Annotated in this window: 25 protein-coding genes and 1 tRNA gene; 8 read left to right on the top strand and 18 right to left on the bottom strand. The window is 48.5% G+C overall.

All coding sequences use genetic code 11. The annotated features are described in order from the left end of the window. Positions 1-140 precede the first annotated feature (140 nt). Positions 141-2387, bottom strand: a complete 2247-nt coding sequence (locus tag CWI81_RS00515) for a putative inorganic carbon transporter subunit DabA (protein WP_126783293.1) — start codon at positions 2385-2387, stop codon at positions 141-143. Beyond that, the gene (locus CWI81_RS00510; protein WP_126783292.1) at positions 2384-3694 is read right to left on the bottom strand and encodes an NADH-quinone oxidoreductase subunit L; all 1311 of its coding nucleotides are present in this window, start codon (positions 3692-3694) and stop codon (positions 2384-2386) included. Before CWI81_RS00510 ends, CWI81_RS00515 begins: the two co-directional genes overlap by 4 nt. Positions 3695-3789: 95 nt before the next feature. On the opposite strand from CWI81_RS00510, the gene CWI81_RS00505 reads away from it, so the two are divergent. The 4 genes from CWI81_RS00505 (at position 3790) to CWI81_RS00490 (ending at position 6825) form a co-directional block, all read left to right on the top strand. Continuing rightward, complete coding sequence (locus CWI81_RS00505) at positions 3790-4656, top strand: LysR family transcriptional regulator (RefSeq protein ID WP_126783291.1); 867 nt, start codon at positions 3790-3792, stop codon at positions 4654-4656. A 73-nt stretch (positions 4657-4729) separates the two neighbouring features. Beyond that, complete coding sequence (locus CWI81_RS00500; RefSeq protein ID WP_126783290.1) at positions 4730-5209, top strand: LPP20 family lipoprotein; 480 nt, start codon at positions 4730-4732, stop codon at positions 5207-5209. Between the two features lie 81 nt (positions 5210-5290). Next, complete coding sequence (locus tag CWI81_RS00495) at positions 5291-6472, top strand: flagella assembly protein FlgT (RefSeq protein WP_126783289.1); 1182 nt, start codon at positions 5291-5293, stop codon at positions 6470-6472. 276 nt (positions 6473-6748) lie between these two features. Continuing rightward, positions 6749-6825, top strand: a tRNA-Arg gene (locus tag CWI81_RS00490). A 20-nt stretch (positions 6826-6845) separates the two neighbouring features. Here CWI81_RS00490 and CWI81_RS00485 read toward each other — a convergent pair. The 12 genes from CWI81_RS00485 to CWI81_RS00430 all read right to left on the bottom strand — a co-directional run bounded on the left by CWI81_RS00485 (position 6846) and on the right by CWI81_RS00430 (position 20762). Continuing rightward, positions 6846-8594: an EAL domain-containing protein gene (locus CWI81_RS00485; RefSeq protein ID WP_126783288.1), complete on the bottom strand. Its 1749-nt coding sequence runs from the start codon at positions 8592-8594 to the stop codon at positions 6846-6848. After that, complete coding sequence (locus CWI81_RS00480; RefSeq protein ID WP_126783287.1) at positions 8561-8845, bottom strand: PAS domain-containing protein; 285 nt, start codon at positions 8843-8845, stop codon at positions 8561-8563. Before CWI81_RS00480 ends, CWI81_RS00485 begins: the two co-directional genes overlap by 34 nt. 11 nt (positions 8846-8856) lie before the next feature. Beyond that, positions 8857-10113, bottom strand: a complete 1257-nt coding sequence (locus CWI81_RS00475) for a sensor histidine kinase (RefSeq protein ID WP_126783286.1) — start codon at positions 10111-10113, stop codon at positions 8857-8859. Further along, positions 10113-10946 carry an alpha/beta fold hydrolase gene (locus tag CWI81_RS00470; RefSeq protein WP_126783285.1) on the bottom strand — a complete coding sequence of 278 codons (834 nt, stop codon included), beginning with the start codon at positions 10944-10946 and terminating at the stop codon, positions 10113-10115. Before CWI81_RS00470 ends, CWI81_RS00475 begins: the two co-directional genes overlap by 1 nt. Positions 10947-10982: 36 nt before the next feature. Next, a complete protein-coding gene (locus CWI81_RS00465) occupies positions 10983-11774 on the bottom strand; it encodes a sterol desaturase family protein (RefSeq protein ID WP_420809714.1) in 792 nt (263 codons plus the stop codon). 193 nt (positions 11775-11967) lie between these two features. After that, entirely contained in the window at positions 11968-12573 is a 606-nt protein-coding gene (locus CWI81_RS00460; protein ID WP_126783283.1) for a CDP-alcohol phosphatidyltransferase family protein, read from the bottom strand. Further along, positions 12566-13207, bottom strand: a complete 642-nt coding sequence (locus CWI81_RS00455; RefSeq protein WP_126783282.1) for an ATP-binding cassette domain-containing protein — start codon at positions 13205-13207, stop codon at positions 12566-12568. The genes CWI81_RS00460 and CWI81_RS00455 overlap by 8 nt, the downstream gene beginning before the upstream one ends. Then, entirely contained in the window at positions 13194-14762 is a 1569-nt protein-coding gene (locus CWI81_RS00450; RefSeq protein WP_126783281.1) for an ABC transporter permease subunit, read from the bottom strand. The genes CWI81_RS00455 and CWI81_RS00450 overlap by 14 nt, the downstream gene beginning before the upstream one ends. Further along, positions 14741-15805, bottom strand: a complete 1065-nt coding sequence (locus CWI81_RS00445) for an ABC transporter substrate-binding protein (protein WP_126783280.1) — start codon at positions 15803-15805, stop codon at positions 14741-14743. Before CWI81_RS00445 ends, CWI81_RS00450 begins: the two co-directional genes overlap by 22 nt. Positions 15806-15807: 2 nt before the next feature. Beyond that, positions 15808-17949, bottom strand: a complete 2142-nt coding sequence (locus CWI81_RS00440) for an FAD-dependent oxidoreductase (RefSeq protein WP_126783279.1) — start codon at positions 17947-17949, stop codon at positions 15808-15810. 12 nt (positions 17950-17961) lie between these two features. Further along, entirely contained in the window at positions 17962-20265 is a 2304-nt protein-coding gene (locus CWI81_RS00435; RefSeq protein ID WP_241970309.1) for a TonB-dependent receptor, read from the bottom strand. 62 nt (positions 20266-20327) lie between these two features. Then, positions 20328-20762, bottom strand: coding sequence for a hypothetical protein (locus tag CWI81_RS00430; RefSeq protein ID WP_126783278.1), 435 nt, complete (start codon positions 20760-20762; stop codon positions 20328-20330). 63 nt (positions 20763-20825) lie between these two features. Between CWI81_RS00430 and CWI81_RS00425 the strand changes: the two genes are divergently transcribed. The 4 genes from CWI81_RS00425 (at position 20826) to CWI81_RS00410 (ending at position 23696) form a co-directional block, all read left to right on the top strand. After that, positions 20826-21755: an AraC family transcriptional regulator gene (locus CWI81_RS00425; protein ID WP_241970308.1), complete on the top strand. Its 930-nt coding sequence runs from the start codon at positions 20826-20828 to the stop codon at positions 21753-21755. Positions 21756-21896: 141 nt separating this feature from the next. After that, positions 21897-22436: a carboxymuconolactone decarboxylase family protein gene (locus tag CWI81_RS00420; protein WP_126783277.1), complete on the top strand. Its 540-nt coding sequence runs from the start codon at positions 21897-21899 to the stop codon at positions 22434-22436. 48 nt (positions 22437-22484) lie between these two features. Continuing rightward, positions 22485-22886, top strand: a complete 402-nt coding sequence (locus CWI81_RS00415; RefSeq protein ID WP_126783276.1) for a hypothetical protein — start codon at positions 22485-22487, stop codon at positions 22884-22886. Positions 22887-22901: 15 nt separating this feature from the next. After that, a complete protein-coding gene (locus CWI81_RS00410; RefSeq protein WP_241970307.1) occupies positions 22902-23696 on the top strand; it encodes a DUF547 domain-containing protein in 795 nt (264 codons plus the stop codon). Between the two features lie 32 nt (positions 23697-23728). Here CWI81_RS00410 and CWI81_RS00405 read toward each other — a convergent pair whose 3' ends face one another. The 4 genes from CWI81_RS00405 to CWI81_RS00390 all read right to left on the bottom strand — a co-directional run bounded on the left by CWI81_RS00405 (position 23729) and on the right by CWI81_RS00390 (position 26243). Next, positions 23729-24436: a DUF1499 domain-containing protein gene (locus CWI81_RS00405; RefSeq protein WP_126783275.1), complete on the bottom strand. Its 708-nt coding sequence runs from the start codon at positions 24434-24436 to the stop codon at positions 23729-23731. Between the two features lie 59 nt (positions 24437-24495). Then, complete coding sequence (locus CWI81_RS00400) at positions 24496-25077, bottom strand: FlgO family outer membrane protein (RefSeq protein ID WP_126783274.1); 582 nt, start codon at positions 25075-25077, stop codon at positions 24496-24498. A gap of 10 nt (positions 25078-25087) precedes the next feature. Beyond that, on the bottom strand, positions 25088-25645 hold the full coding sequence (locus CWI81_RS00395) for a FlgO family outer membrane protein (protein WP_126783273.1): 558 nt from the start codon (positions 25643-25645) through the stop codon (positions 25088-25090). Between the two features lie 130 nt (positions 25646-25775). Beyond that, on the bottom strand, positions 25776-26243 hold the full coding sequence (locus tag CWI81_RS00390) for a hypothetical protein (protein ID WP_126783272.1): 468 nt from the start codon (positions 26241-26243) through the stop codon (positions 25776-25778). Positions 26244-26279: the final 36 nt, after the last annotated feature.

The following is a 26279-nucleotide window of genomic DNA, read 5'->3' as shown; positions in this document are numbered from 1 at the left end:
CTCCGAATTAAGCCCAGTGTCAACGCTGCCATCCGCATGGATTAAATCAAACGGTTTGTTGAAAGGTCTGGTGCGTACACAGTCGTACAAATCCCGAAACAGATAGCAGGTTTTAACGATAGGCTTCGCTGACGTCGCTGTTAGTGATTGTTTAACGGGCATAGCTCACCTCTTTCATCTAAACGTAGAACATTAATCCAGCGATTCTTGTACAGCTGGTTAAAATCTTCGGCTTGGTTTAAAGCCTTATTAATAGCGTCTTCGCTGGCCTCTATAACCACTTGTAAACGAACCGGTCTGTGCATCAATTGTTCGCCGTTATGCACGGACTGCCAGGCCAAACCTATTTGCAAGTCACCGCCGTTACCTTCAAATACGCCAATATCATTACAAACCCGGTTATGCAGCAGTTTATTGCCACTACCCAAACGTTGAGGCGCAGTAACCGAACTGTAGTACTGCCAGTTTATCCAGTTAGCAACTAATCCCGGCGCGGACAATAATTGCGTTAACAGGCTGGCGTCATCATCGTTACTAGCGTCGTAGTCATGTAGAAAACTTCTGCCTACCGGGTTATCGCTCGCCAACCGTCGTGCATTACCAAAGAACAACAGACTATTGTCTGCCAGCCCCCATTCGGGCCGCAGCTCGGCCCAATTACTGCTGCGCCGCTTGCGTTCTGTTGCTGACTCCTGACTGGTCTCGGTAAGTTGTTGTGACGCGCGGCTAAACAGCACCTTGGTGGAGTCGGAAATATCATCCGAAAGCCAGACAATGTCATCCGTTACTGTCTCATGCAGAGCGGCGAAAAAGCGGGTTTGTGCCGGAATGTCGATATCACGTTTTGATAACTCAGTTCTAATTTCTGAGCTATTTAACAGGTGACAAAGCACTCTGGCGCTTAACGCGCCAGTCTGGCCACCACAAGCACCACAATTCAGCCCGGCTCGCTGAGCATTATTCGTGTGTTTAGCCCCGTGGCCGACCAGTACGACTTGTTCAGCAAAGTCAGTAAACTGCATACCGGCTAACGCCTGTTGGCAAACATCCGCGAGTTGTTGCAAGTTAGCTTGTTGCTGCCCGCATTGAATAGTCATGGTGGATGGATCAAAGGCTTTATCCAGCGCTCCATCCGCGCCTGTTAGCAACGCCTTAAGTTTCACCAGGCCTAGCGCTTCGATCCCACTGAACATCGAAGTAGGACTGTTAAACAGTTGCGACAATAGGCTTTTGCCGGGAGAGTCCGTTTTTTTACTATTGATATGAAAGCCGGGTTGCAGTAATCCCGGAACATGAGGCACCTGATTGCCGTCTTTGTCCTGCTGCGCCACCGGCACTCCGAAAAACCCGGCAAAACCTTTGGTTTGCACCGCTGAACCGTGACTCTCACCGACGTTTTCTAGTGCTCGACGAAATCGCTCTGAACGAACATCGATACAAAAAACCGCTTGAATTTCAGGTTTATTCGCGGGCGCGGGTTGCGCCGCAAAACGCATTACTGCTAATTGTGATTGTTCGTATGCGGTCTGCCATTGCCATAAGACCTGCTGCTGTTGCTTAAGCTCATCGACTCGCTGTTGGCAGCATTCCAGCTGCGTAGCAAAGTCGTTTTGCAATTTAGCAAAGACACTGCGGTTGGTCTTATCAGCTAATTGCCACACCAGGTACTCCCAGGCGAGGCGTATACAGAGTAATTCGAACACCCAGCGGCTTCCCTGTCGCCGATCCTGATAGGAAAGGCTCGACGCCCAGCCGAGCAAATCGGCGATCAACGCCTGACAATAAAAGCGTAATGCTGGATCAGATGCAGAGCTTAGATAGCTCGAGCGACAGGCCTCTAGTAAAGCCTCCGGCGTATCCGGCAATTCAGCAAACAGTTCATTCAGGTCGCTCTCATCCATCAGCGTTTCAATCCCGCGATCGGCGCGCGAAATCGTTAACCAGTGCTGATACAGGGAAGTGTCTTTACCGTGCCGCTGGAAGCGTTGCGGAAACTGCATAAATAAGCCACAGCTTTGGCTTATCTGAAACACCACTTCATCGTGCCAGCGCATTTTACGGCGACGTTGCTGATATTTATCCACTAATCGGGTTAAGTTCTCCCAGCGTGGAGACATTTTTTTTCCCGCTAACAAAGGCTGTAGGTGCTCATCCATTGCTGTGGTAACAAGCGCCGGGTCGATATTGCCCTGCTGTCGTTGCTGCTGATAGAACTCAGCAGACATTAGCAAACTAGTACCCGAATTATACTGCCAGTCGGCGGCCACCTGTGCCAACGGTTGCTGCCGCTGCTCCCAAAATGGGTTTACTGCAACCCACTGTGGTAATGGCCACTGCGGAGCAACCTCTGACGCCACATTTTGCGCAACTTTTGCTAATTCAATCATGCGGTTACCTGCTTATTGCGTTTTTGATAATAGCGGATCGGGTGGCTTGGCCACAGCCATAAAACCAAACGGGTTAACCATTCGTCCAGATACAAACCCGCGTTTAGGCTGATAAACCAACGTTGACTGAGCCGATATTGTGGGGTGTGATGAATAATCCAGTAACTCACTGCAAAGATGTTCAGAATAGCCGCCACCACCAACTCCAGAGCTGCGATTTGCGGAGCCACCAGGAAGAACGACTTAACGGTGAGCGACAGCGCAAAATAAGCGACAAGCAGAACACCACTCATCCATAAGCGTACGCGCCAATGGCTTAAGTTTAGCCACAACGAGGCGAGCGCCATTGCTAACAACGCCGACGGCACCCATTTAGGCTGACCACTAACCAACAGTGCCAGGGCAATTGTCATTGCCTGAAAACCGATGAAAACCAGCGCGACGCGGAAAATGGAACGCGCTTGCGGCTGCTTAATATAGGCCACTTCGCTAACCGATAAAAAGGCGTGCGCTTTGTAGATGGAATGAGCCACTAAATGCAACAAGGCTAATTCATAATAGCCAAGCCCAATCTCGACTAACATCAGGCCCATTTGTGCGCTGGTGGACCAGGCCAAGCGTACTTTTATACTAATTCGGGTTGTCATAATAAGTGCAGCAACACAGCTGGAAATTGCCGCGACCAGGCACAGCCACCAAACCGCAAGCTGACTATCGCTCCAGACTGGCGTGGTCACTAGCAATAGAAAGCCACCTAGGTTGATGATTCCGGCGTGCAATAAAGCCGACACTGGCGTTGGCGCCTCAACTACCTGGATCAACCAACCGTGCAACGGTAATTGTGCACATTTGATTAACGCAGCCATCACCAGGCTTAGTGCAGCAAACTCGAGATACCAACCGCGCTCTTGCTGGCTTATAATAGCCATCGACTGATCAATAAACAGCGTTTCCGTTTGCAGGTAAATAAGTACTAATGCTGTTGCTAAAAACAGTTCTGAAAAGCGCGCCAGAATAAATTTCTTATGGGCCGCAAGAACTGCCCGCGGGCGTTGTGGGTAAAACATCAATAATTGGTGAAGTAACAGGCTAATGGCAATCCAGGCAGCGAGGAACAACAGGATATGATTGGTCACGATCAGCACAACCACCGCCGTGATACACAAACTTAAGTATGTCATGAACTGGCCACGGCGCGGATCCAGTCGAAAGTTGCTCCATGAATAACGTAAAACGACGAAAGCCAGCATCAGTACCAATAATAAAACAACCGGTCGCACTCCCGACAGTAAAAACCAGTCCGCCATACATCACCTTGAGTTATTTTTAATAAACGAAGTTTGACCAAGCATTAAAGTTAAGTAAAATAGATATTAAATAACTGAACGTTCTTTTTAATAGAATGAATTACAAACATCTCAATTACTTCTGGCACGTGGCTAAGTCCGGTCACCTGACCCAAACAGCACAGAAACTGCATGTCTCGCAGTCCGCATTGTCGTCTCAAATTAAGCAACTCGAAGATTGGCTGGGAACCCCATTATTTGAACGTCGCGGTCGCCAACTGGTGCTGACACAGGCGGGCTATTTGGCCAAGCAACACGCCGACCGAATTTTTGCCGAAGGCGAAAACCTGGTCCAACAAATTAAACAAGGGTCTACTGAACAGCCAATCACGGTGCGTATTGGCCACGCGTCGACCATGTCCCGTAACTTCGTCGAAACCTTTATTAGCGATTTGGTACAACAGCAGAAAACTCACTATCGACTGCACTCTATGGCCCCCGATCAGCTGTTTAATGAGCTGGGCAACCACCAAATTGACGTAGCCCTGACCAATAGTCAGGTACGCGGTGGCGATAAACAGCTTTGGCAGAGCCGGTTGCTGGCTCGACAACCCGTGTCTGTGATTGGCCGACCCGGCCTTAGTGTCAATAATATGGCTGATCCAGAGTTGCGAGAGCAGTCTTGGGTGCTTCCCCCTGAAAATGTCGCACTGCGCTCCGCTTTTGATATGTTAAGTGCGGAATACGACTGGCGTCCGAATATTGTTGCCGAGGCTGACGATATGGCGATGCTGCGGCTATTGGCCCGTGACAGTGGCGCACTTGCCGTTATTCCCGAAGTTGTTGTCAAAGACGAATTACGCAATGGGCAACTGGTGCGTTACCTGCAGCTGCCAAACGTGTTTGAGGACTTTTACGCAATCACACTAAAGCGCCCATTCCAGCACCCTACTGTGATCAAATTATTGCAAGAGTATCACTAAAGAATCAGCTTTCGCGGCCGTTAACTACAGGTATAAGAAACGTCGACAATTAGTTCCTGTTAAAGAGGTTGTCATGAAAAAATTTGCCGCGACTTTTGCTCTAATAGGCTCGGCTCTGCTGTTATCCGGCTGCAGTGCCTATTACGATTTAGCCTATGATCAGCAGCATGTTGAGTGGGAAACCGAAAAACCCGACGAATTTCCGGTATTAACGGCTGTTGGTTACGCACCTATCGCCGAGCAACAGGGTGACAATCAACAGCACAAAGACCTCGCGGCCATGCGTGCATCAAAACTCGCGGCCTACCGCGAACTCGCTGAGCAAGTCTATGGGCAACGTATCGCCGGTGGCAGTTCCGTGGAAAACTGGGCGCTAACCAATGATACTTTTCAGGCTTCTGTTGATGGCGTTATTCGTGGTGCTGAAGTCGTACGCACCTATACCGTCGGCGAATATTATGCGACCGAACTGCGACTCGACTTTCAGAAAGTACATTACATTTATCAAAGCACTAACCGTCAACAAAAGATCAAACGAGTAATCTATTACTAATGCTGGTATAGATTTTGCTTAAATCTGCATAGCTTGTACAAGGTGTGCGAGCCGTCAAAAAACGGTGATACAGGTTAAGCTATGAACTGGAAAGTCTTTTTAATTTCTTCTCTTTTAGTATTGGTGATGAATGTTGCCGAGGCGCGCGTGGTTGAAGCACAAGGCAGCGCCAGGATTGTTAACGACGATACCGACGCGGCCCGCCAGCAAGCTATTCAAAATGCATTACAGCAAGCATTACTAATGACCGGAAGCTCAATTTCCAGTGTTCAGTCTATTGTCGACGGTGTACTTAGCAGCAACCAGACACAAGTTTCCGCGAGTGGTGATGTGGAACGAGTGAATATCATTCGCGAAGAGGTTCGTGGCGGCCGCTTAATTGTTATGATTCAGGCAGAAATCTGGAATCGTGAAAGTAGCTGTAATAAAGACCAATACAAAATAGCAATTTCGGTAGTACCATTTGAACTCAGCAACCGCGAACACGGTGCATTTGGTCAGATATGGGAGTTAGGTAAGGTTGCAGCCAACCGCTTCACCCGAGAGATCTCCAGTCGTAGTGAACGTATTCACGTTAATCACACACTGTCTCGTAACGCCGGCCTTAACGATGCGTTAAAACGACTAAATCTCGAATACCTGGGCTCAATGTCACGAGAGATTGGTCTTGCCAACGATAGTCAATATGTATTGTTTGGCCTATTCAACGACCTTTCTGTCGAAGAGCAACAGCGCGGCTGGGGCTTATTGGATTCAGACTACCGGCGTAATTACGCACTGACCTTGTACTTGATGAATGCCAACAGTGGCGAATTAATGACACGCGCGCGGGTTAACGATATTCAACCATGGACCTACCAACGCAACGAGTCTGTGGACGTCGCTGCCAATGAGTTTTGGAACCAACCATTTGGCGCCGCTTTAATGACCGGGCTTGAAGATTTAGCCGCGGGGGTACGCGAACAGCTACGCTGCGAGCCGACTCGTGGCCGCGTCGTCTGGCAACAAGATAACCAACTGCAGTTTAACCTGGGTCGTCAACATGGCGTCAATGTTGGCGATAAATTGAAAGTGGTCCACCCTTCTAACTTCGTCGATGCCGAGGGAATTTACCGACAAAAATGGCAAGTCAGCCCATTTACAGTAGAAGTCACACAAGTACACCACAACAGCGCCATCGCAGAATATGACGAAGAAGGCATTCTCACCAACGTACAAATCAATGATTGGGTGATTCCGGCGAACAACGAGAATTCTCGGTAGATCCTTCGGCGAGCCGAAGGCTACCCATGATCTGAAGGCGTTTCCGGAAATCATCAGAATCAGAGCTCTTAACACCGATGGTGGTTCAAAACCCGGAAACCGGACCACCCCGGAATATTATTCAAATCGTGGGTACCCGTTGGCTTGCCGATGGGGCTGGGCCATTCGGGTTCCTCCGCGGCCGCATTGGAATGCCCCTTTTCGCATCCTCGATGCCGGGTGGAGGAGCATCGCGGCTTGCCGATGGGTGCGGACCTCTGGCATAATTCGCTGCACGTTCCCGTAGCTCAGCAGGATAGAGCAGCCGCCTCCTAAGCGGCAGGTCGCAGGTTCGACTCCTGCCGGGAACGCCAGGCTTATATTTCGCGCAGCCTTAAATAGCTTCGCGCACCACTTGTCTTAGTTTTTCATCGTCCCAGGGTTTGGTTAAAAAGCGAAACACTTCGCCTTCGTTAACCGCTTTTGATAACGCTTCCTCGTCCTGATAAGCGGTAAGCACAATTCTGGCCGTATCGGGATACATTGAGCGCGTATGTGTCATAAAATCAACGCCGGTCATATTCGGCATACGGTGGTCAGATATCACTACATTAATGCGGTTTTGGGCCAAAATATCAAAGCCCTCTTGCGCCCCATTAGCAGTTAGTACTTGATACCCATCACGCACCAACAGGCGACGTAAAGACTTTCTGACGTTATCTTCGTCATCAACAACCAGAATCCTTGGCGTCAGTTCTTTATCATCCTGTTCAATAGTTGCTTTATAACTCTCTAAAAACTCAGTCAACGTAATCTTTGACATTGGCCTGGCCAACAAGAAACCCTGCATTGCATCACATCCACAGCGGCGCAAATAGTCTCGCTGGGCGCTAGTCTCGACACCTTCGGCTATCACTTTTAACCGTAAATGATGCGCCATCGAAATAATGGCTTCGGTAATCGCCGCATCATGCCGATGGTTTACCAATTCATTAATAAAACTACGATCCACTTTGACGACGTCAACCGGCAACGATTTCAAATAGCTCAGACTGGAATAACCAGTACCAAAATCGTCCAGCGCAATGCGAACACCCATGGCTTTTAATTCTGTTAGTTTTTCAATAGCCAGTTCGGGATGGTCCACCATTACTGTTTCGGTCATTTCAAGTTGCAGATAGCGTGCTTCCAGACCTGCTGCTGCCAGAGCATTTGAAATATCCGTAACAAACTCGGTGCGCAACAAGTGAATGGCAGAAATATTCACCGATATAACCGCTTCCGACGCCATTAAATCCTTAACCTTTTTAAAGTCCTTACAGGCCCGGTGAAGTATCCAACGGCTCAGTGGCACAATCTGCCCTGTGTTCTCTGCCACAGAAATAAAATCTACCGGCGAAACCAGTCCCATTGAGGGATGATTCCAGCGCACCAGCGCTTCACAACCAATTAATTCGTTATTGTGCAAGTTAAATACCGGCTGGTAGTGCAGTTCAAATTGCTTATTATCGATACCAGACTGCAATGCGTTACGAATTTTTAGTGCCTTTAAAATCTCAGCATCTAACGAATTATCAAACCACTGATAATTATTACGTCCTAACTTTTTCGCTTCGTACATGGCCATATCCGCCTGCCGAACTAATAGCAAAGGCTCTTGATCGAATATGTCGGTTGTTGCAATGCCAGCACTCGCTGAGATATGCAATTCATTGTTGCCAATTTCAAACGGCTTAGACATCGCGCCCAACATCCGCTCGGTAACTAAGGCAGCATCGCTGTAGTGAGCCAGATCTGGTAACAAAGCCACGAACTCATCGCCACTTAAGCGTGCCAATGTATCTCCCGGACGAATGGACTGTTTTAACCGTTCAGCAGCGGCCTGCAATAGACTATCGCCCATTTCGTGGCCCAGACTATCGTTAATCGGTTTAAAACTATCCAGATCAATAAATACCACGGCTAATAAAGAGCCTCGCCGCTCACCGAAAGAAAATGCCTGCTTCATTCGGTCTTTAAGCAACTCTCTATTAGGCAAGCCGGTTAACGCATCATAGTTAGCTAAAAAACTAACTTTTTCCTGCAATTCATGTTGATCGGATACATCTTCTAATGCACTAACCGCACTTGCTGATCGTGCCAAAAGGTAGGCACACTAAAATACCGCACCGGACACTGACTACCGTCTGCAATATCCAGCAGCGCTACACTGTTAAAAGAGTCTTGATTATTAAAGCTAAGGGGAAGTGTGCGGTCACGAAGCTCGCTGTCTGACTGCTTCAACAGAGTTTCTGCTGCCGAGTTGGCATACAGCACCTTACGCTTTAAAGTCGTTAATAATGCTGGTGTCGGCATATCTCCCAGCAACTGCAATAGCAAACTACCCGATGTCATTTCTGTTCACCTTACGCGGTTATACTTTTATTAGACGGATGTCGTTGGGCAAGTGGTACAGAAACGATTACCGAAGTTCCTTTGCCGATCTCACTAATAATCTTCAATGTACCATTGTGACGACGAACAATATTGTAAACTAATGAAAGCCCAAGGCCGGTACCCTCACCTTCCGGCTTGGTGGTAAAAAATGGTTCTGTTGAACGTCGTGCAGTCTCCTCAGACATGCCAGTCCCACTGTCGGTTATTGTAATTGTGGCCAACTCACCGTCGGTCTCAGTCTCTATCACTATATCGCCGAAATTCTTCATGGCCTGTACTGCGTTCATCAACACGTTCATCAGCACCTGATTAAGCTGCGCCGGATCAAAAACGACCCAGCAAGGCTTATCACAATATTTGCGTTGAATGCGTGCCTTCTGCTTAAACTCATTTTGCAATACCCGTAGTGTAGTATTAATTTGCTGTTGCAAATCGCACTCTTCAGCAAACCCCGAACGACGGGTAAACTGAGTTAACGCCGAGGTGATATTGGTAATATGCTGAATTCCCTCATTACTTTCCTGCAATAACTCAGTCATATCAGTTTTCAGATAATCGTAATCCTGCTGCCGCAGCTGCTTGGCCAGGTTTTCATCTTTGCACCCATCAACTAGTGCCAACAGCTTATCGGTATAATAACCTAAGGTATTTAAATTGGACTGAATGTAGCCCACAGGGTTGTTAATTTCGTGCGCAATACCCGCTGCCAGCTGCCCGATAGCGGCAAGTTTCTCAGTTTGCAGCATTTCATGGTTCACATCTTCCAGTTTATCCAGTGCCGCTTTTTGTTGCTCGCGCTGAGTAATCAACTGCTGTTGGCGTTGTTTTAACTCGCGGTTGATAGTCTCGGTATAATCACGCTCCTGGATAAGCTGTTGCTGCAGCATTAGGTGTTGGTCGGCAGCCATAAATACCAACCGTGCTCCAGTAGCATAATAAGGCCGGGCATTAGTAAGGTAAGGTAGTTCCCCCTTGGGCCCGTTAAGATAAAGCGTGTGTTGTTCACAGTGTTTGCCCTGTCGCAAAGGCGCATCCAGAGCCGACAAAAAATACAACCGGGAGGCCATGGTGAGTAATTGATCGAGGGACGAGCCGATTAATTGCTCCGGTGTTCTTCTAAAGTGCTCTGCAAAAGCAGCGCTAATCCATGTAATGACACGGCCGTCCAGATCCAACTCGATGGCCATCACCGGCCAGCTTATCCATTGTTCATCCTTGTTATTCATCACCCTCTGACCTGTTGTTCTCGATACTGCTCCTTAACAACTTTTGTGATTTCCTGGCTTACAACGTCGGGGGCACTAACATGCGGATAATGACCGCGCGCATTAATTATTTTTAAGCGCGCATCAGGCAACTGCTGGGTGACATATTCGGCCACCATTTGCGGCACCACAATATCCTTGTCCGCCTGTAAAATGGTCACCGGACAAGCCACCTTTTCCAGCTTACTGCGAACATCCGAGTAAAATGTCGCGCGTGCAAAGGCCCGAACAATACGGCTTTCACCCGCACGAAAATGCTGCTCTAGTTCGCTACTCAACTCTGGGTGTTCAGGATTATCCATTACCTGCGGTGCCATACCCTGTGCCCAACCGTAAAAATTTTGTTCCATCATTACCATTAATTGGTCGACATCGGAGCGGCTAAAACCACTTTTATAACTGGGCTCATCATGAATATATCGTGGCGACGGATTTAACATGACAATATGCAACAAGCGCGACTTAATTTCAGGAAAGGCCAGGGTTGCAATACTGCCACTCACCGAGTGCGCCACCAAAACAATATTATGTAAATCAAGCGCAGTAATGACGTCCACTAGATCGTCTGCATAACCATTAAGATCTTGATAACGCTCTTCGGTATAATGATTAAGATCAGACTCACCACTGCCCACGTAATCAAAAGTCACAACGGTACAGGAACTGTAAAAATCTGGCGTAAGGCGGTCCCAAATCGTCTGGTCGCAACCAAACCCATGCGCCAGCAACAAAGTGACCTCACCGCTACCCTTGATGGTGACATTATTACGCAGTAATACGGTACTCTTGTCCATTGCAGCGCCTTTCTTAAGTCGGCCTAAGACCTCGACTTAACGGTTAGAAAAAGGAATTTTTAGCAATCCCCACAAGCGGGTCGTTAACTTCGCTTCCCGATATTCAGTTAGCCCGATATCGACATTATCAGAGCCAGCTTTAGGCTTTGCGGTAAAACTGTTAAATAAATGATCCCACCAGCTTACGCTAAAGCCATAATTACTGTTAGTTTCGTGCTTGAGCGAACTGTGATGTATCCGATGCAGCTCCTGAGTGATCAGTATTTTCCGTACCCAACGTTCGGCCTTTGGCGGCAACGCCACATTGCCGTGATTAAACAACGAACAAGCGTTTAGAATTACCTCAAAGATAATCACCGCCAATACCGGAGCTCCCAACAAAACGACAGCTCCCGCCTTTATGCCTAAGCTTAATAGAATTTCAAACGGATGGAAACGCAGACCAGTGGTGACATCAAAGTCGGGATCGGCATGATGTACGCGATGTAACCGCCACAGCACCGGAAACCGGTGAAAGGCCCGGTGTTGCCAGTAGATCGCAATATCTAAGCCAATAATGCTAACTACTACAGCAGCCCAACTGGGAACATCTAAATTATTAAAAAGTCCCCACCCCGCCTGTTCAGCGTAAAATGCAGCACCAATCAGGCCCGCTGGTACAAGTAGCCTTACCGCAACTGTATCAATAGCAACAATCCCAAGATTCGCCGGCCAGCGCTGTTTACGGCTGTAACGCGGTTTACGTTTGGGTTTGTAATATTCCCAACCGATCATCAACGCCAGTACGCCCAGAAAGATCGATAACCTGATTGTTGTTTCCGAAAAAATCGCTTCCAAAAGAACGCTCCTCGTTAAAAAGCCTGGGTAAAAGCCGAGCTTTGGGAAAACAGGAGCAGCGCCGCCAGAGGGACGCTGCAAGCTCATCCATGAGCGCTTGACTCAGGCCATCCATGGCCTTCGACACCCTCTGGCGGCGCTACTCCTATTCTCCCGCACGGCTGTTACCCAGGCTTTTATTATTTTACCGGAGCGTTTTGTAACCGCTCCAGAGCCGGGTTATTGCCGTTATCCAACAAGCAACGGCAAAAATATAGGCAAGAACCGGGAAGTGTTGAGGCCAAATACAGAACAAGACAAAGGCCAATATTGTCTCAAAACCCTCGGTTAGGCCACCCATATAATGCAACGACTTATTTGGATAATTGAGATTATCAATGCCGCGTTTAGCGGCAATACTGGCGAAGGCCAGAAATGTTGAGCCCGTGCCCATAAAGGTGACCAGCAGTACACCGGCGGCAATCGCATTTTGCTCCGGGTTGGCCAGCAGGAAGCCAAATACCACGGCGCTGTAAAAAATAAAGTCCAGCACAATATCCAGATAGCCACCGGCATCGGTCATTTTCGTTTGCCGGGCCACGGCACCGTCCAGTCCGTCGCTAATGCGGTTGACTAGAATAAATAGTAGCGCTAAACCGTACCACTCCATTGCCAGTGCCGGTATCGCTAATAAACCCAGAAAGAAACCAAAAACCGTCACCTGATCAGCAGACACCCGCCGCTTAACCAGCTCGCCGGCCATCGGCTCCAATATTTTGCGTGTTATCGGTGTTACGAGCGGGTCAATCATTACGCTTTTTTCCTCCCAGGGTTACTACCGGCCCGTCACTACAGATATCTTCCGGATCGTGGGTGACTAACACCGCCGGTATCTGCCGCTGGGCAAGCTGTGCAAAGGTCCAGCTACGTATCGACTGCCGCAGCTCGGTATCCAGTGCAGAAAAGGGTTCGTCCAATAAAATGGCTTTCGGTTCGGCCAGTAGTGAGCGTAGCAATGCAATTCGGGATTGTTCGCCGCCACTGAGCTGATCGGGCATTGCGCTTAACTTATCGGATAAACCAACATGTTCAAGTGCTTCCGCTACCTTAATGTTAGCTTGCTGCCTGGATAATGAGCGTGGCAGCGCAAACTGTAAATTTTCGGCCACCGACATGTGCGGAAATAAGTCACCCTTTTGATACATCAAACCTAACTGTCTGCGATGAATCGGTAACCCATCAATGCGTTGTTGATCCAGCCACAACTCACCACTACAGCTAAAATCCGCTAACGGCTCGCCCAGCATCCAGCGCAACAGCGTACTCTTACCACTACCGCTAGGACCCATTACCGTCGCAATTTCACCGGGGCCGACCGCTAACTGACCAAGCTCTAATAATTGCTGACCGCTTTTAAATATTGTTAAGTCATTAATCTGCAGCATCGGTTAGCCTTATATCGTCAACAAAGAATATCAGCCCTAACAATACCAACATAGGTAACGCTGCCTGCATTAGCGCATACACCGAGGCCAATCGCCAGTCGCCGCCGGCGGCAATGCTTACCGTCTCAGTCGTTAAGGTGGGCAACGTGCCACCGGCGAGCCATTGGGTGGGTAAGTATTGTGCGATACTTACCGAAAATGCGACGGCAAACGCCATTAATAACGGGGCTTTTAGCATGGGTAGCAAAATTCGCCACCAACTCTGCCAGTAACTGTACCCTAAACTTTGCGCTTGATATAACCAACGTTCATCATAGTTAACCCAGGCTCCATGCAAAACTAAGTACGCATAGGGAAAACAAAATACCGTGTGCGACCAGACTAAAGCAGGACCCTGAGAGCCCTGTCCGAAGCTCTGTTGCCAGCCCAGCACTAACACTAGCTGCGGAATTAACAGCATTAACAATGGCCAGACTTTAAGTTGCCGCTGTTGCCGTTGTCGCTGCCACTCTAAAACAGCCACTGCGGCGATCAGCCCCAGCAACGCACTGACCACCGCCAGCCAGAAGCTGGTCCACAACAAGGGTTGAATATAGGGCCATTCTTTTACCCATCGTTGCCACTGCCAGTTATTCGGAACTAAGTCCGGATAAAACCAACCACCGGCAATGCTATGCAACAGCAGCAGAGCTAGCACTAGCCAGGAAACAACGACCAGAACTGAGCGGACAGAAATGCCAGCGGTCCAACCAAAACGTGGCGATTTAGTCTTAACCCTCCGTTGACGCTGACTAAACCGCAGAAACATCCGGATTGATGCAGCATTAAAGGCCAGCAGCAACACACCAGCTGCGATCAACAAACCAACACCGACCATTATCGAGCCAGCCTGGTTGAACTGATATTGCTGCTCAAAAATCACCATCGCCAGTACGCCGGGAGTATTCGGACCGACCAGCAGTGGAATATCAACCACCGATACGGTGTATATGGCGATTGCAGCCAGTGGAAATTTTAGCCGCGGTAATAGCGCCGGCACCACAATCAACCACCAGCTTCGGCTGCGGGACCAGCCAAGACTTTGTGCTTGCAATAACCACCGTTGATAAGGCAACTGTCGTAACTGAGCCGCTATCATCAACAGGAGAAAAGGCACTTCTTTAGCCACCAGCACCAGCGTCAAAGTTACCATCGACTTTTCCGGCAGTGGCCAGCCAACCGGCGGGCTCGGAAGCCAGCCGGTAACTGCCTCGATAATCCGCACTAAATAGCCGCTGGGGCTGAGTAAAAACATTAAGCCAACAGCAAACGCCACGTGTGGCAATGACAATATCGCGGTGAGTCGAGAAAACCGGACTAGCGAGTATTGTGCCGCCTGCAGCGCCAGGTAAGCGGCCAGCAAGGTGGTGGTAATCGTTAGCAGTAAACTGCTGAACAACGGCTCAAGCCAGGGCTGTATTGAGCCTCCGGAAAATTGGAATAATGATGGCATTACCAGCAGCAGAGGTAATGCCACCAGCAGCAATTGGGCTATTACTGAAAACGCTCTAACCACGCTTGCTCCAGGTAGGCTTGCCAGCTGGCATGAAAGTCTGCTGCCACCGGCAACAGTGTCGGTGTACCACTATCGGTTAATTCAATCACCGCCGGATCGCCCCAGCCGTCGAGCCGGGCTTTTCGCCGCTGGGCTTTGTCGCTCAGCATAAAATTAATCACTTCACGCGCCGCTTCAGCTTGTTGCGCGGTTGTCGGAATGGCCAAATAATGATGATTGGTAACCGCCGCCTCGCCCAGCACAACACGTTGCGTGTTTTCTGGTATACGCCCTTGTTGCACCAATGTTTGCGCCTCGTTCGGGTTAAAGCTTACCGCCACATCCAATGCGCCATTAGCAAACCAATTTAGCTGCTCGGCGGCCGACGCCGGAAAATTCTCCGCCTGCTGCCATATTAATGGATGCAACCGTTGCAGGTAGTTCCAAAGTGGTTGCGTCAGTTGTTGCGCATCGACCTCTGCAACCGGTTGCTGAAACACCTCGCGACGCTCCGATAAAGATAGTAACAACGCTTTTAAAAAGGTAGTGCCGTGAAATTCGGGTGGCTTCGGATAGCTGATTTTTCCCGGATTTCTTTCCGCATAGATCAAAAGCTCCTCAGCACTAATCTGACTACCACTAATGCACCGCTGACAACTTAACAAATGAAACTGACCAACGCCCCAGGGGACTTCTAAGCCATCGACGGGTTCACCAAAATCGACTCGCCAATTAAGCGCATCGCGCAGTTTGCCGGTGTTATCAATATCAGCCACAATTGACTGCAGTTTGCCGGCGGACTTTAATGCATGAAAATTTTCGCCATTGATCCAAACCAGATCGGCATTGCTGCGGCCATCGGTCAGTTGTTTTACCACCTCGGCGATATCGGCCACTTTTACATGCCGTAAATCAATGTCCTGTTGCTTTAACTCACGAGCTGCCCAGCGCAGGTAATCATTGACCGCTGGGTTGCCTCCCCAGGCATAAAAATACACCGTCTGGGAATTCGCCATAGTGCCTAACGACACCACGGCAAGAAGCATAAACAGTAACGCTTTCATGGTTAACCCCGGCGCCAGCGATGGAATTTTTCAACCCAACGCAACACACCTTCTGGTGCATGCGCGCGCTTCCATTCGCCCGCAACATATTTGTTCGCCTCTGCCAACGTTGGGTAGCTGTGAATAGTCCCAAGGATTTTATTCAAGCCCAGTCCATGTTTCATCGCTAACACATATTCAGATAACAGTTCGCCCGCCTGCGGCCCAACAATATTCACTCCTAAAATCTCGTCCTTACCCACCTTAGTCAGTACTTTAACACGACCAAAGGCGCTGTCATCGGCTATTGCCCGATCCAGCTCACCGATATCGTAGGTGGTCACTTCGTAGTCCTGCTGTTGCTTAATTGCCTGCTGTTCGGTTAACCCAACATTCGCGACCTGCGGCGTGGTATAGGTAACCCAGGGAATCACCGAATAGTCAACGCGAAAGGTTTTTAAAGGATCAAACAGCGCATTAACTGCTGCATACCATGCCTGGTGAGAAGCTACATGGGTAAACTGATAAGGTCCCACCACATCGCCACACGCATAGATATTGGGGTAGTTGGTTTGCAACAATTCGTTGGCGTTGATGGTACGCTCTGCCTCAACACCAAGCTCTTCAAGGCCAAAGCCTTTGGTATTAGCCTGTCTTCCCAGCGCGATTAGCACCTTATCAAACGGCAAACTCACTTCCTCGCCGTCATGCTCCGCAATCAATACATGCTCACCGTTACGCTGTTCAAAACGCTTGGCTTTATGGCCTAATTTCAGCTCGATACCATCAGCGGTTAATTGCTGGTGCAGTAACTGGGCGCTGTCTTCATCTTCTGGGCCTAAAATACGGTCGGCCATTTCCACCGTTGTTACTTGCGAACCTAACCGCTGAAATGCCTGCGACAATTCACAGCCAATTGGACCGCCACCAAGCACGAGTAAACGCTGCGGCAACTGTTCTAGTGACCAGAGATTATCCGAAGTCAGATAGTCGACATTCTGCAACCCATCAAAATTAGGTACTAATGGCCGAGCGCCGGTAGCAATAACAATTGCTCGCGTCGTCACCGTTTTGGTTTCGCCGTTCTGAGTTATTTCGACTTCCCATGGAGAAACAATACGCGCTTCACCGATTTCGACGTTAACTCCAAGCTCAGTATAACGTTCGACAGAATCATGTGGCTCAATGGTTTTAATAACGTTTTGAACTTGCTGCATTACTTTTGCAAAGTCGACATTAACGTTGCCAATATTAATTCCCAAATGCTCACTATTACGTGCCTGATGCGCCGCATTAGCTACATGCAACAGAGCTTTAGAAGGAACACAACCGGTATTTAAACAGTCACCACCCATTTTATCGCGTTCAATCAGAGTGACTTTGGCTTTTACGGCAGCCGCAATGTAAGCACTCACCAATCCTGCTGAGCCTCCACCAATAACGACCATGTTGTTATCAAACTGCTTCGGCTTTTTATAGCCTTTGAACGCTTTGCGGCGTTTTAACAGAGCCAACACTGCTTTTGCGATCAAGGGGAATATTCCCAGCAAGACAAAGGCGCCAATAAGATCGGCTGACACCACGTCACCTAAACTCTGAATTTGTGCTAACTGAGTGCCCGCATTAACATAAACCGCGGTGCCTAATAACATACCCAGTTGACTGACCCAGTAGAATGTCCAGGTTTTTATCTGAGTTAACCCCATCACCAGATTGATGACGAAAAAAGGGAACAGCGGCACCAGGCGTAAACTTAATAAATAAAACGCACCGTCACGCTCCATACCCCGGTTAACGGCTTTTAACCTGTCACCGAATTTTTCCTGTACCCAATCGCGCAACAAAAAGCGAGCGCTTAAAAAAGCTAAGAAGGCCCCCAATGACGAGGCAAAACTAGCTAGCAGCAAACCCCAGCCAAGTCCAAAAATTGCCCCGGAGCCAATGGTTAAAATGGCTGCACCCGGTAACGACAGCGCGGTGGTGATCACATAGATCGCAAAATAGACTCCGAACATTTTAAACGGATGCTCGGCAAACAGTTGGTTCAGCTGTTGCTGCTGCTCTTTTAATACATCAAGCGACAAATACTGTGTTAAATCGAAGACAAAGGCGCTAACAAACAGCGCCAGAATAACCAGTAGTAATAATAACTTTTTTATCGACATCACATCCTGTCCTTAAAATTCGTAGTGCACACTCAGCTGAGCATGCCGTGGCAACGATGGAAATGCTAACGTCGCTCCAAAATAGCCACCTTCAAACACCGGCGACCAGTTATCCTGATCAGTTGCATTGAATATATCAGCGCGCACTGTCAATTGCTCGGTAGCCTGATACTGGGCATTTAGATTTAGCGTATGCTGATCACGAATAAATACTGTCTGCAAATAGTCCAGAGGGAAGTGTTTGGTGTAGCTTAAGTCACCACCGACTGACCATTGTTGATTAATTTTATAACCACCAACAACAGATGCCTGCACTTCAGGGATACCCTGTAGTTGCTTTGAAGAAGCCGGGAATAAAGTAAAGTTAGGTGAGCCGACGCCGGTTCCGGCAATAATGTCCGGACGCGAATCATCAAACACATCAGCGACCTGACGAGTGCCCTGTGACGAAGCCGAATTATCCCAGTAAGCATCAATATAACTAGCTGCTGCCGTTAACCAGTAACTTTCGGCCGCAAAGTGCCACTGTGCCTCGAACCCTTCGCTGCGAATACCGCTGTTAGACCCATCCCGGTTGCGCAAACTACGACGCTGATCAAACAGTGTCGCATCGGCATACCAACGGGCATCGTTAGGCGCGTATTTTACCCCAAGCTCGTAAAGTTCGTTCTGGGTCGCAAAATTTTGCGCGTCAATATCGCCGCTGGCGTTTAATACCGTGCCGCCGGCCATCGAGTTTGAAGTTGAATCACTTTGATAAGCCGTCGCATAGACAGTCAGTTGTGGTGTCCACTCAAACTGAGTCGCTAAGCTCACTGCCGTTAGCCAATCGCTATAGCTGTCTGATTGAGCCACAACACCCTCTGGTGCCAGCGGGTCCTTAGCATCAACATCGTAATAATCGGCGCGCAGTCCGCCGATTACACTCCAGCGTTCGGTTAAGTTCTGCTCGTGCTGAACAAAAGCGCCCCATTGACGGCTGGTCGAGTCCGTTGTGTCCGATAAATTAAAATCGCCGGTTCCATCGCCATCGACATCATATTGCCCGCCGGGCGATACCCATAGCCCCGGACGCAACTCAACTAAGCGTGACTTTTGTGCGTCGTTAAGCGGGATACGCCGGTTGCTCAGGGGACCCGTTAAATCAATCGGGTTATCGGCTTCGGTGGTAAATTGGCTGTAACCAAGCACATCATTAACCCGTAGATTAATACCGACTACGGTTTGCTTGTCAATGTGCAGCTCAGTTCGGTTTTCAAAGGTATGGGCGGCATCGATGATTTCGACGAAACTGTTTTGATTAATACCCTCGCGAGTCAGGTATTGGTAATAGGTTCGATTCACCAACACCACATCATCGTTTAACCAATGCTGCAATTTCGCATGCAATAATGTCGTTTCAGCGGTATTGGTATCGGCCGGATCGGTGAGTGTTGTGCTGCGATCGATCGCTACTTCTCCAGTCGGACTCACCACTGCCCCAGCACCCGGCACCGTGGAGCCATTCGGCTGCACGCCCTGACCGGTAATATATAGGTTATTGTCAATCAAGTTCTGAGTGGGTCGGTTAATACCGGCATTATCAGTCCATTCTACGTCGTAATACTCTAACGATACATCAAGTTTGGTATCCTGATTAGGTTGCCATTGATAGGCGACTAACAGGTCGTCGCTGCGGTGGTGGTGGTAATCATAAAAACTATCCTCGTCAACCATTTCGGCACTAACTCGTAATGCTTGTTGGTCCTGTTCAATCACCGCATTATGGTCGAGCTGCAAGCGATACTGGCTCCATTGACCCCACTCTCCGGTCAGCACCGACGCTGACTTATTCACTCGCGCAGTTTTGGGTTGTAAGTTTACAAAACCACCCACCCGCTGGGTGGTCCCCAACATTACCGGCGGCGCACCTTTAACTACGGCAATGCCTTCAATCGCATTAAACGACAAGGGAATACCCAAACCGTTATTACCTGCCTGGCGGCGCATACCGGATTCGAACAACTCTCCCAACTGTCCACGCAACGTCGGCAGCGACGGGTTGCCAAAACCAGCTGCGGCAAAACTGTTGGGGGCAAACCGTGCAATATCGTGCAAATCGTCAATAGCCGCTTCGCGCATTAAGCTCTCATTGATGACAGTGGCAGCGCGGGGAATGTCCTTTAAACTCTCGGCCAGCCCGAATAAGCCTTCGGTTTCCTCTTCCGAAGGCAACACCAGAGTCTCGGTATCACGACCAATAACTTCAATAACTTCCATTGGCTCCTGAGCCAGCACAAGCATCGGTGCTAGCGCGAATACGGCTAATTTTCTCACGAATTATGTCCTTTCCTGTTTATTATCTTCCAAGCTTACGTAAAGTTTGGCAATTTCGTTTGTTACCAGCACTGCAAAAGTTGTTTTAGTTGCTGCCGTCGCTCCGTGTCCTGCAAATCGTTCGCCCAGATATACAGGCAGCTATTGCTTTGTTCGGTACCGCCGACACTTAAAATGGAGGAGTTACGGCCATATCGGGACAGCAAATAGCGCAAATTTTTTTGCTTCTTTTGTAACGGTAACTCGCTGGAAAATATCAGTCGCACATTGGGGTTTAAATATAAAACCATTTGCAACACGCGCTCCACCGAAATTTGTACCGGTGATGTTACCGATAACGAGATAATGACAGCCTCTGTCTCCGCGGTCACTTTTAATGGTAAATCAGCCAGCTGAGTCAACTGTTCAACACCAATTCCAAGCTGCTCAAGGAAGGGTACCATCAAACCAACGATAGCGGGATGAGGCCGAACTACAGTCACTGTTTGTATTGCCAATAGTCGTTACCTCTTTACTGTCGATAGACCCGATGCTTTACTAATACATCATTGCAGCCAAACATGATTAAGAACATGTCCGAAAAGCCGGAATACACAACCAAAACAACAGAGTCCGTCGACGAATTACTAAACCAGGTTGCCCAGGGAACTGAGTTCCACTTTCAGTCGGGCCTCTGTGGTGACTGGACGTTATTGGCTATGGAGCCCGACAAAGCCGCATTACACCTGATTACAGAGGGCGAGTGTTGGTTCGGGTTTCCGGACAGCTCAGCACCGGTAAAAAAACTCACCGCGGGCGATATTGTGTTTATTAATCAAGGCATTTCACATTTTGTCAGTCGTTCACCCGTGCCTAATGATGTAAAGGCATCAGAGTTACCCTCATTTTGCCAGCCCCAGCATAGTGAAGGCGGGGTAGTTTGCTATGACATCAATAGCCCCTCTGCCACGACCCAGTCGGTATTCAGACTGCTTCCACCGTGGGTTATCCTGGCCAGTCAGGAACAGGCACAACGATTAAAATCAATCATTACCATGATTCGCGAAGAAACTAAGTCCTCGGCACCGGGCCACCAGGCCATCGTGCAGCGCTTAAGTGACGTGCTGGCAATTCATTTGCTGCGTGCAGTGGTCAGCCAGGGCGATGGATTGCAGGGACCATTGGCGGCATTACAGGACCGATATCTGCGGCCATTAGTACTCGCTATTATCGATGAACCCGGCGGCGAGTGGTCCGTCAACGAAATGGCGGAAAAGGCCTTTCTCTCAACCAGCGCTTTCGCCGATCGATGCCTTAAACATACAGGGCTCAGCCCGAAGAAATTGGTCGACCAATTGCGTCTGCAACGCGCCCGGGCGCTGTTAAAGAACAGCGATCTACCGCTGGAATTAATTGCAGAGCAATTGGGTTACCAGTCAGCCACGGCTTTTAGTCGGTTTTTTAAAAAGTACGCCAACCAGTCAGCCAGCGAATATCGTAAATCGCCCTAGTGCAGCTGCCGCTAAAACACCGGAATACCCAATCAAAACACCAGACTCACTGACTCTGTCTTTTCAAACAGACGGTTTTACTCCTACTATGAACGATAGTGCTATACCAACAATTGAACCATTAGCAATTAGGAGTTAACCATGAGTGATTTTAAATTACACGATAAAGACTCAGCCCCGGAAGACAGCAAGAAGCTGTTGGAAGGTTCAGAGAAAGAGATGGGTATGATACCCAACCTACATGCCGTTATGGCCGAAGCCCCGGGTTTGCTGAAAGCCTATCAAGACGTTCATGGTTTGTTTGCTGACAGTAGTTTTGACGAGAACGAGCTGACGGTAGTCTGGCAAACCATTAATGTCTACCACAGCTGTCATTACTGCGTGCCGGCGCATACGGCTATTGCCAAGCAAATGGGTGCCGACGATTCAATCACCAAGCAGCTAAAAGACGGTGCCACCTTAGATGACAGCAAGCTACAGGCACTGAGGATATTTACCGAGGCGATGCTCGAGAAGCGTGGCCAGGTATCGGAAACCGACCTGAAAGGTTTTTATGATGCGGGTTATGGCCATCGCCAGGTACTTGAAGTGATTTTGGGCATTGCGCAAAAAACCATGAGCAACTACACCAATGCAATCGCCGAAACGCCGATCGATGAGCCGTTTAAAAAGTTCGCTTAAAAACCTTCGTGCGTCCATGACGCACGTTATCCTCTTCAGGAGAAAACAATGGATAAGTCATTAGAACAAAAACTGCCATGGGTACTATTGGTGCTGCGAGTTGGTATCTTTATTGTGATGTTTGTCTGGGCACTGGATAAATTTTTTAATCCGGGACACACAGCCGCCGTATTCGAAAACTTTTATGGAATTGGCGGACTATCGTCAACTCTGGCAGAAACCCTTGGCGCACTGCAAATTGTATTATGTCTGGCGTTTCTCGCAGGCTTATGGAAAACCGTTACCTACGGGATTATTCTAGTGTTACACGGCGTATCAACGCTGTCCTCGTTTCCACAATACCTTGACGCATTCAATAACTTGCTTTTCTTCGCCGCCTGGCCAATGCTGGCAGCCTGTATCGCACTGTTTATATTACGTAAATTCGACACTAAACTGAGTATTCATTAGTTACCAGGAGGCAGTATGTTGCGGTTAATTACAGGAGTTCTAGTAGCGATCTGGGCCGTAACATCTGCTGCCCAGTCTTTCGATCACAGTCATCAGGCATTCACCGAAGTATTAGAAAAACACGTTGAGGTGTATGACAATAACTTTAAGTCGGTGGTTGATTATCAAGCCTTGTCCGAACGACGCGGCCCTCTAGATTCGTACTTAAACAGCTTATCTGAGGTGACTAATGCTGAGTACAACCGTTGGAACGACCAACAACAGCTAAGCTTTTTAATTAATGCCTACAACGCCTTCACGCTGCAGCTTATTATTGATAACCAACAGCAATTTGCCAGCGGCGAGGCGGATTCAATCCGTGATCTGGGGGGCTTTTTCAGCACGCCCTGGGAAAAATCGTTTTTTAAACTACTGGATAAAGAGCGAACGCTGGATTGGCTGGAACACGAAAAAATTCGGGTCGATTTTGACGAGCCGCGTATCCATGCCGCACTCGTCTGCGCTGCCATCAGCTGTCCTAAACTCCGTAGTACAGCATTTCAGGCTAAAAAGCTGGACGATCAACTCGAAAATCAAATGGTGCTATTTTTAAGCGACCGCGATAAAAATGGTATTGATCAGCACGGTTTATATTTGTCTAAGATTTTTGACTGGTATAAAGAGGATTTTAACGGTCTGCATCAATATATGCAGCAATACGGCCAAGCCCTGGCTGATAACAGCAAAGAGCTTGACCGACTGCGGAATCAGCCTTTACCCATTAGTTATACAGACTATAACTGGGCATTAAACAGTAGCTCGCGTCTTTGACGCGAGCCACAAACGTGCGTCAAGGATGCACGCTACAGTTTGGCTAGGTATTCGCGGATACGTTCCGCGTTTTTGCCGACATCGCTACGACCTACGCGTGACTTACTACGAATATCCAGATGCGTCTGGCCCTCGACTTGCTGAATACGAATGACCACGTCGTCCTTAAAACCGAACCAGGTAGTCGTGTCAGTCGCTTCAATACGACCTTCTTCGGCATTACTGGCGACGACTTCCCAGCCCATATCATTGGCTGCTTGTAGTGCTTTAGCAAATACCGCATCGACATCTTCATCGGTGATATAAGTTTCCAGATCCGGATACGCCTCACGTTGCTGTTCTGCTGTTTCTTCGCCGGGGTATTCAACCGGATTAGAAGCATCAGCTCGCAACGGTGCTATAGCGTCGAATTTAGGAGGATTGATCAAATCCGTAGAAATGTCGTGGATCGGCGGCACCGACTGCGCCGTTTGGTAAAAGCTGTAAGGTAGGTAAAAAGCGATAGCTGCCGCAATAATTGACAAAGCACTTAGCCCAGCTCGCGCACCTTTGGGACGTTTAAAGATGTATAAGATAAGATTAAGAACAACCATACCCGCGGCCAGATATGCCGACCAACGTAACAACGTAAACGACGCACCGAGCGTCAGAATTTCAGCCTGATATAACAAGCCAGAAACAGCCAGTAATATCAGTGACAAGAAGCCCAAAGCAATAAGAAGATTGTGAATAGTTTTCATAGCGTACCTATAGTTTGTTTTTTTAACAGTATAGGTACGCAAACAACAGATAGCGAGATCTAAGGTGCTTTACGAATAATTGCTTTGTCGCCTTGCTCGTGAAGTTGACGAACGACTACCTCTGGAATAAATGTCTGGGCGACACTAACCACGTCCTTTGAATTAATATCGACCAACCGCGCGCTGACCATCACACCCTGTCGATGCTGCGCCATGGTACCGACAACCACATGCGTAATCGGTAGAATCTCATCGATCTCTAAATAATCACGGGTCAGGGCAAAATCGCCGCTATCAGTCACCCGAATAAAATCTGTGGTTTTAAAGTCCATTAGCGGTATGTTTTGTCGATGCAGTTCAGTCATCAACTGCTGAGTTAGGGTCTGGGCAAACGGTGTCCCTTCGTTGTAATCCGACGTCACACCCGACAATGTAGTAACCCCCACCACCATATCAGCACTGGCAGTGGTTGCCTGCGCTGCTAATTGCTCGGCGATGTCAGCGGCGTAACGCGAACTGGCTGGGCTTGCATAAGGGGTTCGCTGCTTGTCCAGTTTTGACGACTCCTGCGGCTTGGGTAATACCGTGCAACCGCTAATAGCCACCAACGCAGTTAATGCCACAATTAAAAGTGATTTCATAAAGCAGCCCCTAGTAGTTACGTTGCAGTTTGCCGTCGACCATTTCCGTGCGACGGTTACTCCAGAAAAGGTGTTTCGGTACAAACCGATTAGCCGCAGCCAAAACCTGTTGCGAGGTGCGATCTACAACACGCAAATTAACAATCACACCACCTTCCTCTCGCGCCATGGTGCCGACCAGTACCCAGTCAAGCAGTGGCTGGTGATTCAGCTTTTCAGCATCCCGAGTTAATAGCGTGGCGCCATGATCTGATAACGAGACAAAGTCCTGTGCCCGATAGTCAATTAACCGTAAGTTACGTTGTTTAAGGTGGGTGTACAGACTTTCACTCAGCTGGTGACTTAAATCAGTCACTGAGTCATGTGGATCCGGCAGTTCCAGGGTGTCTGCCATAACCCAACGTGTCAGCCCCAATTGTGAAAAGCCATCGTCGCTGTTAGAGCCTTTTATCTGTTGCACCAACTGTTCGGCCAGATCGTCCGCGACGCCCTTGTAGGTATTTGGCTGATAGGCCAGCAGCACCGAACTAAACAACACGCCGGTTAATGCAATAGCAACACGCAACATAAAACCACTCCGATAACATCCTGATGTAAACTTATCGGCCGGTTTTAAAATTAATTTAGTGGTGTTGCGTTAAAGGGCTCTACCCACGCTGTATCAGGGGGTTACAGTTATACGACGTTAACCATTATTCTTATAGTTTGGGTGCAAGGTAAAGAGGTTCACTCATACCGATGACAATGTTTTTGCTTTCGGTCTTTTTTTGATGAATAGCGACTCGGTATTTTAGTGGCAATTGCATTTTTTTCAATGCTTTACGTGAATAACCAGCTCTCGTCGATAAAGGTGTAATCCATTTCATTGATACTGACCCGTTCTTAGAATCAATTTGGCAAGGAGCGTTTTCTTTTATTTGCGTCACCAATTCGCTTTTTCCCGTTGCAAACAAGACTGAGCATATATATAAGCCATCAAGTGCTTTGTAATTCTTGATAGTATAATCAAATTTTACATGTAACTGGTGCTCTTCGGTTCTAGGTAGTCCCACTTCAGAAACTTTAAGATTATTAATAACCGCTTCGCTATCACTCACATCCGAATAATTTTGTGATGTACACCCAGTAAATAAAGCAACGGCCGCAATCGCTATAATTTTTTTCATCTTCATCCTCACTGAATAAACCTCGACATTTAAGCT

This window comes from Idiomarina seosinensis (assembly GCF_003987275.1).
In the GTDB taxonomy this organism is placed as follows: Bacteria; Pseudomonadota; Gammaproteobacteria; order Enterobacterales; family Alteromonadaceae; genus Idiomarina; species Idiomarina seosinensis.
Note: the sequence above shows the minus strand (reverse complement) of the source record. Positions and strands in the feature narration are given on the sequence as shown.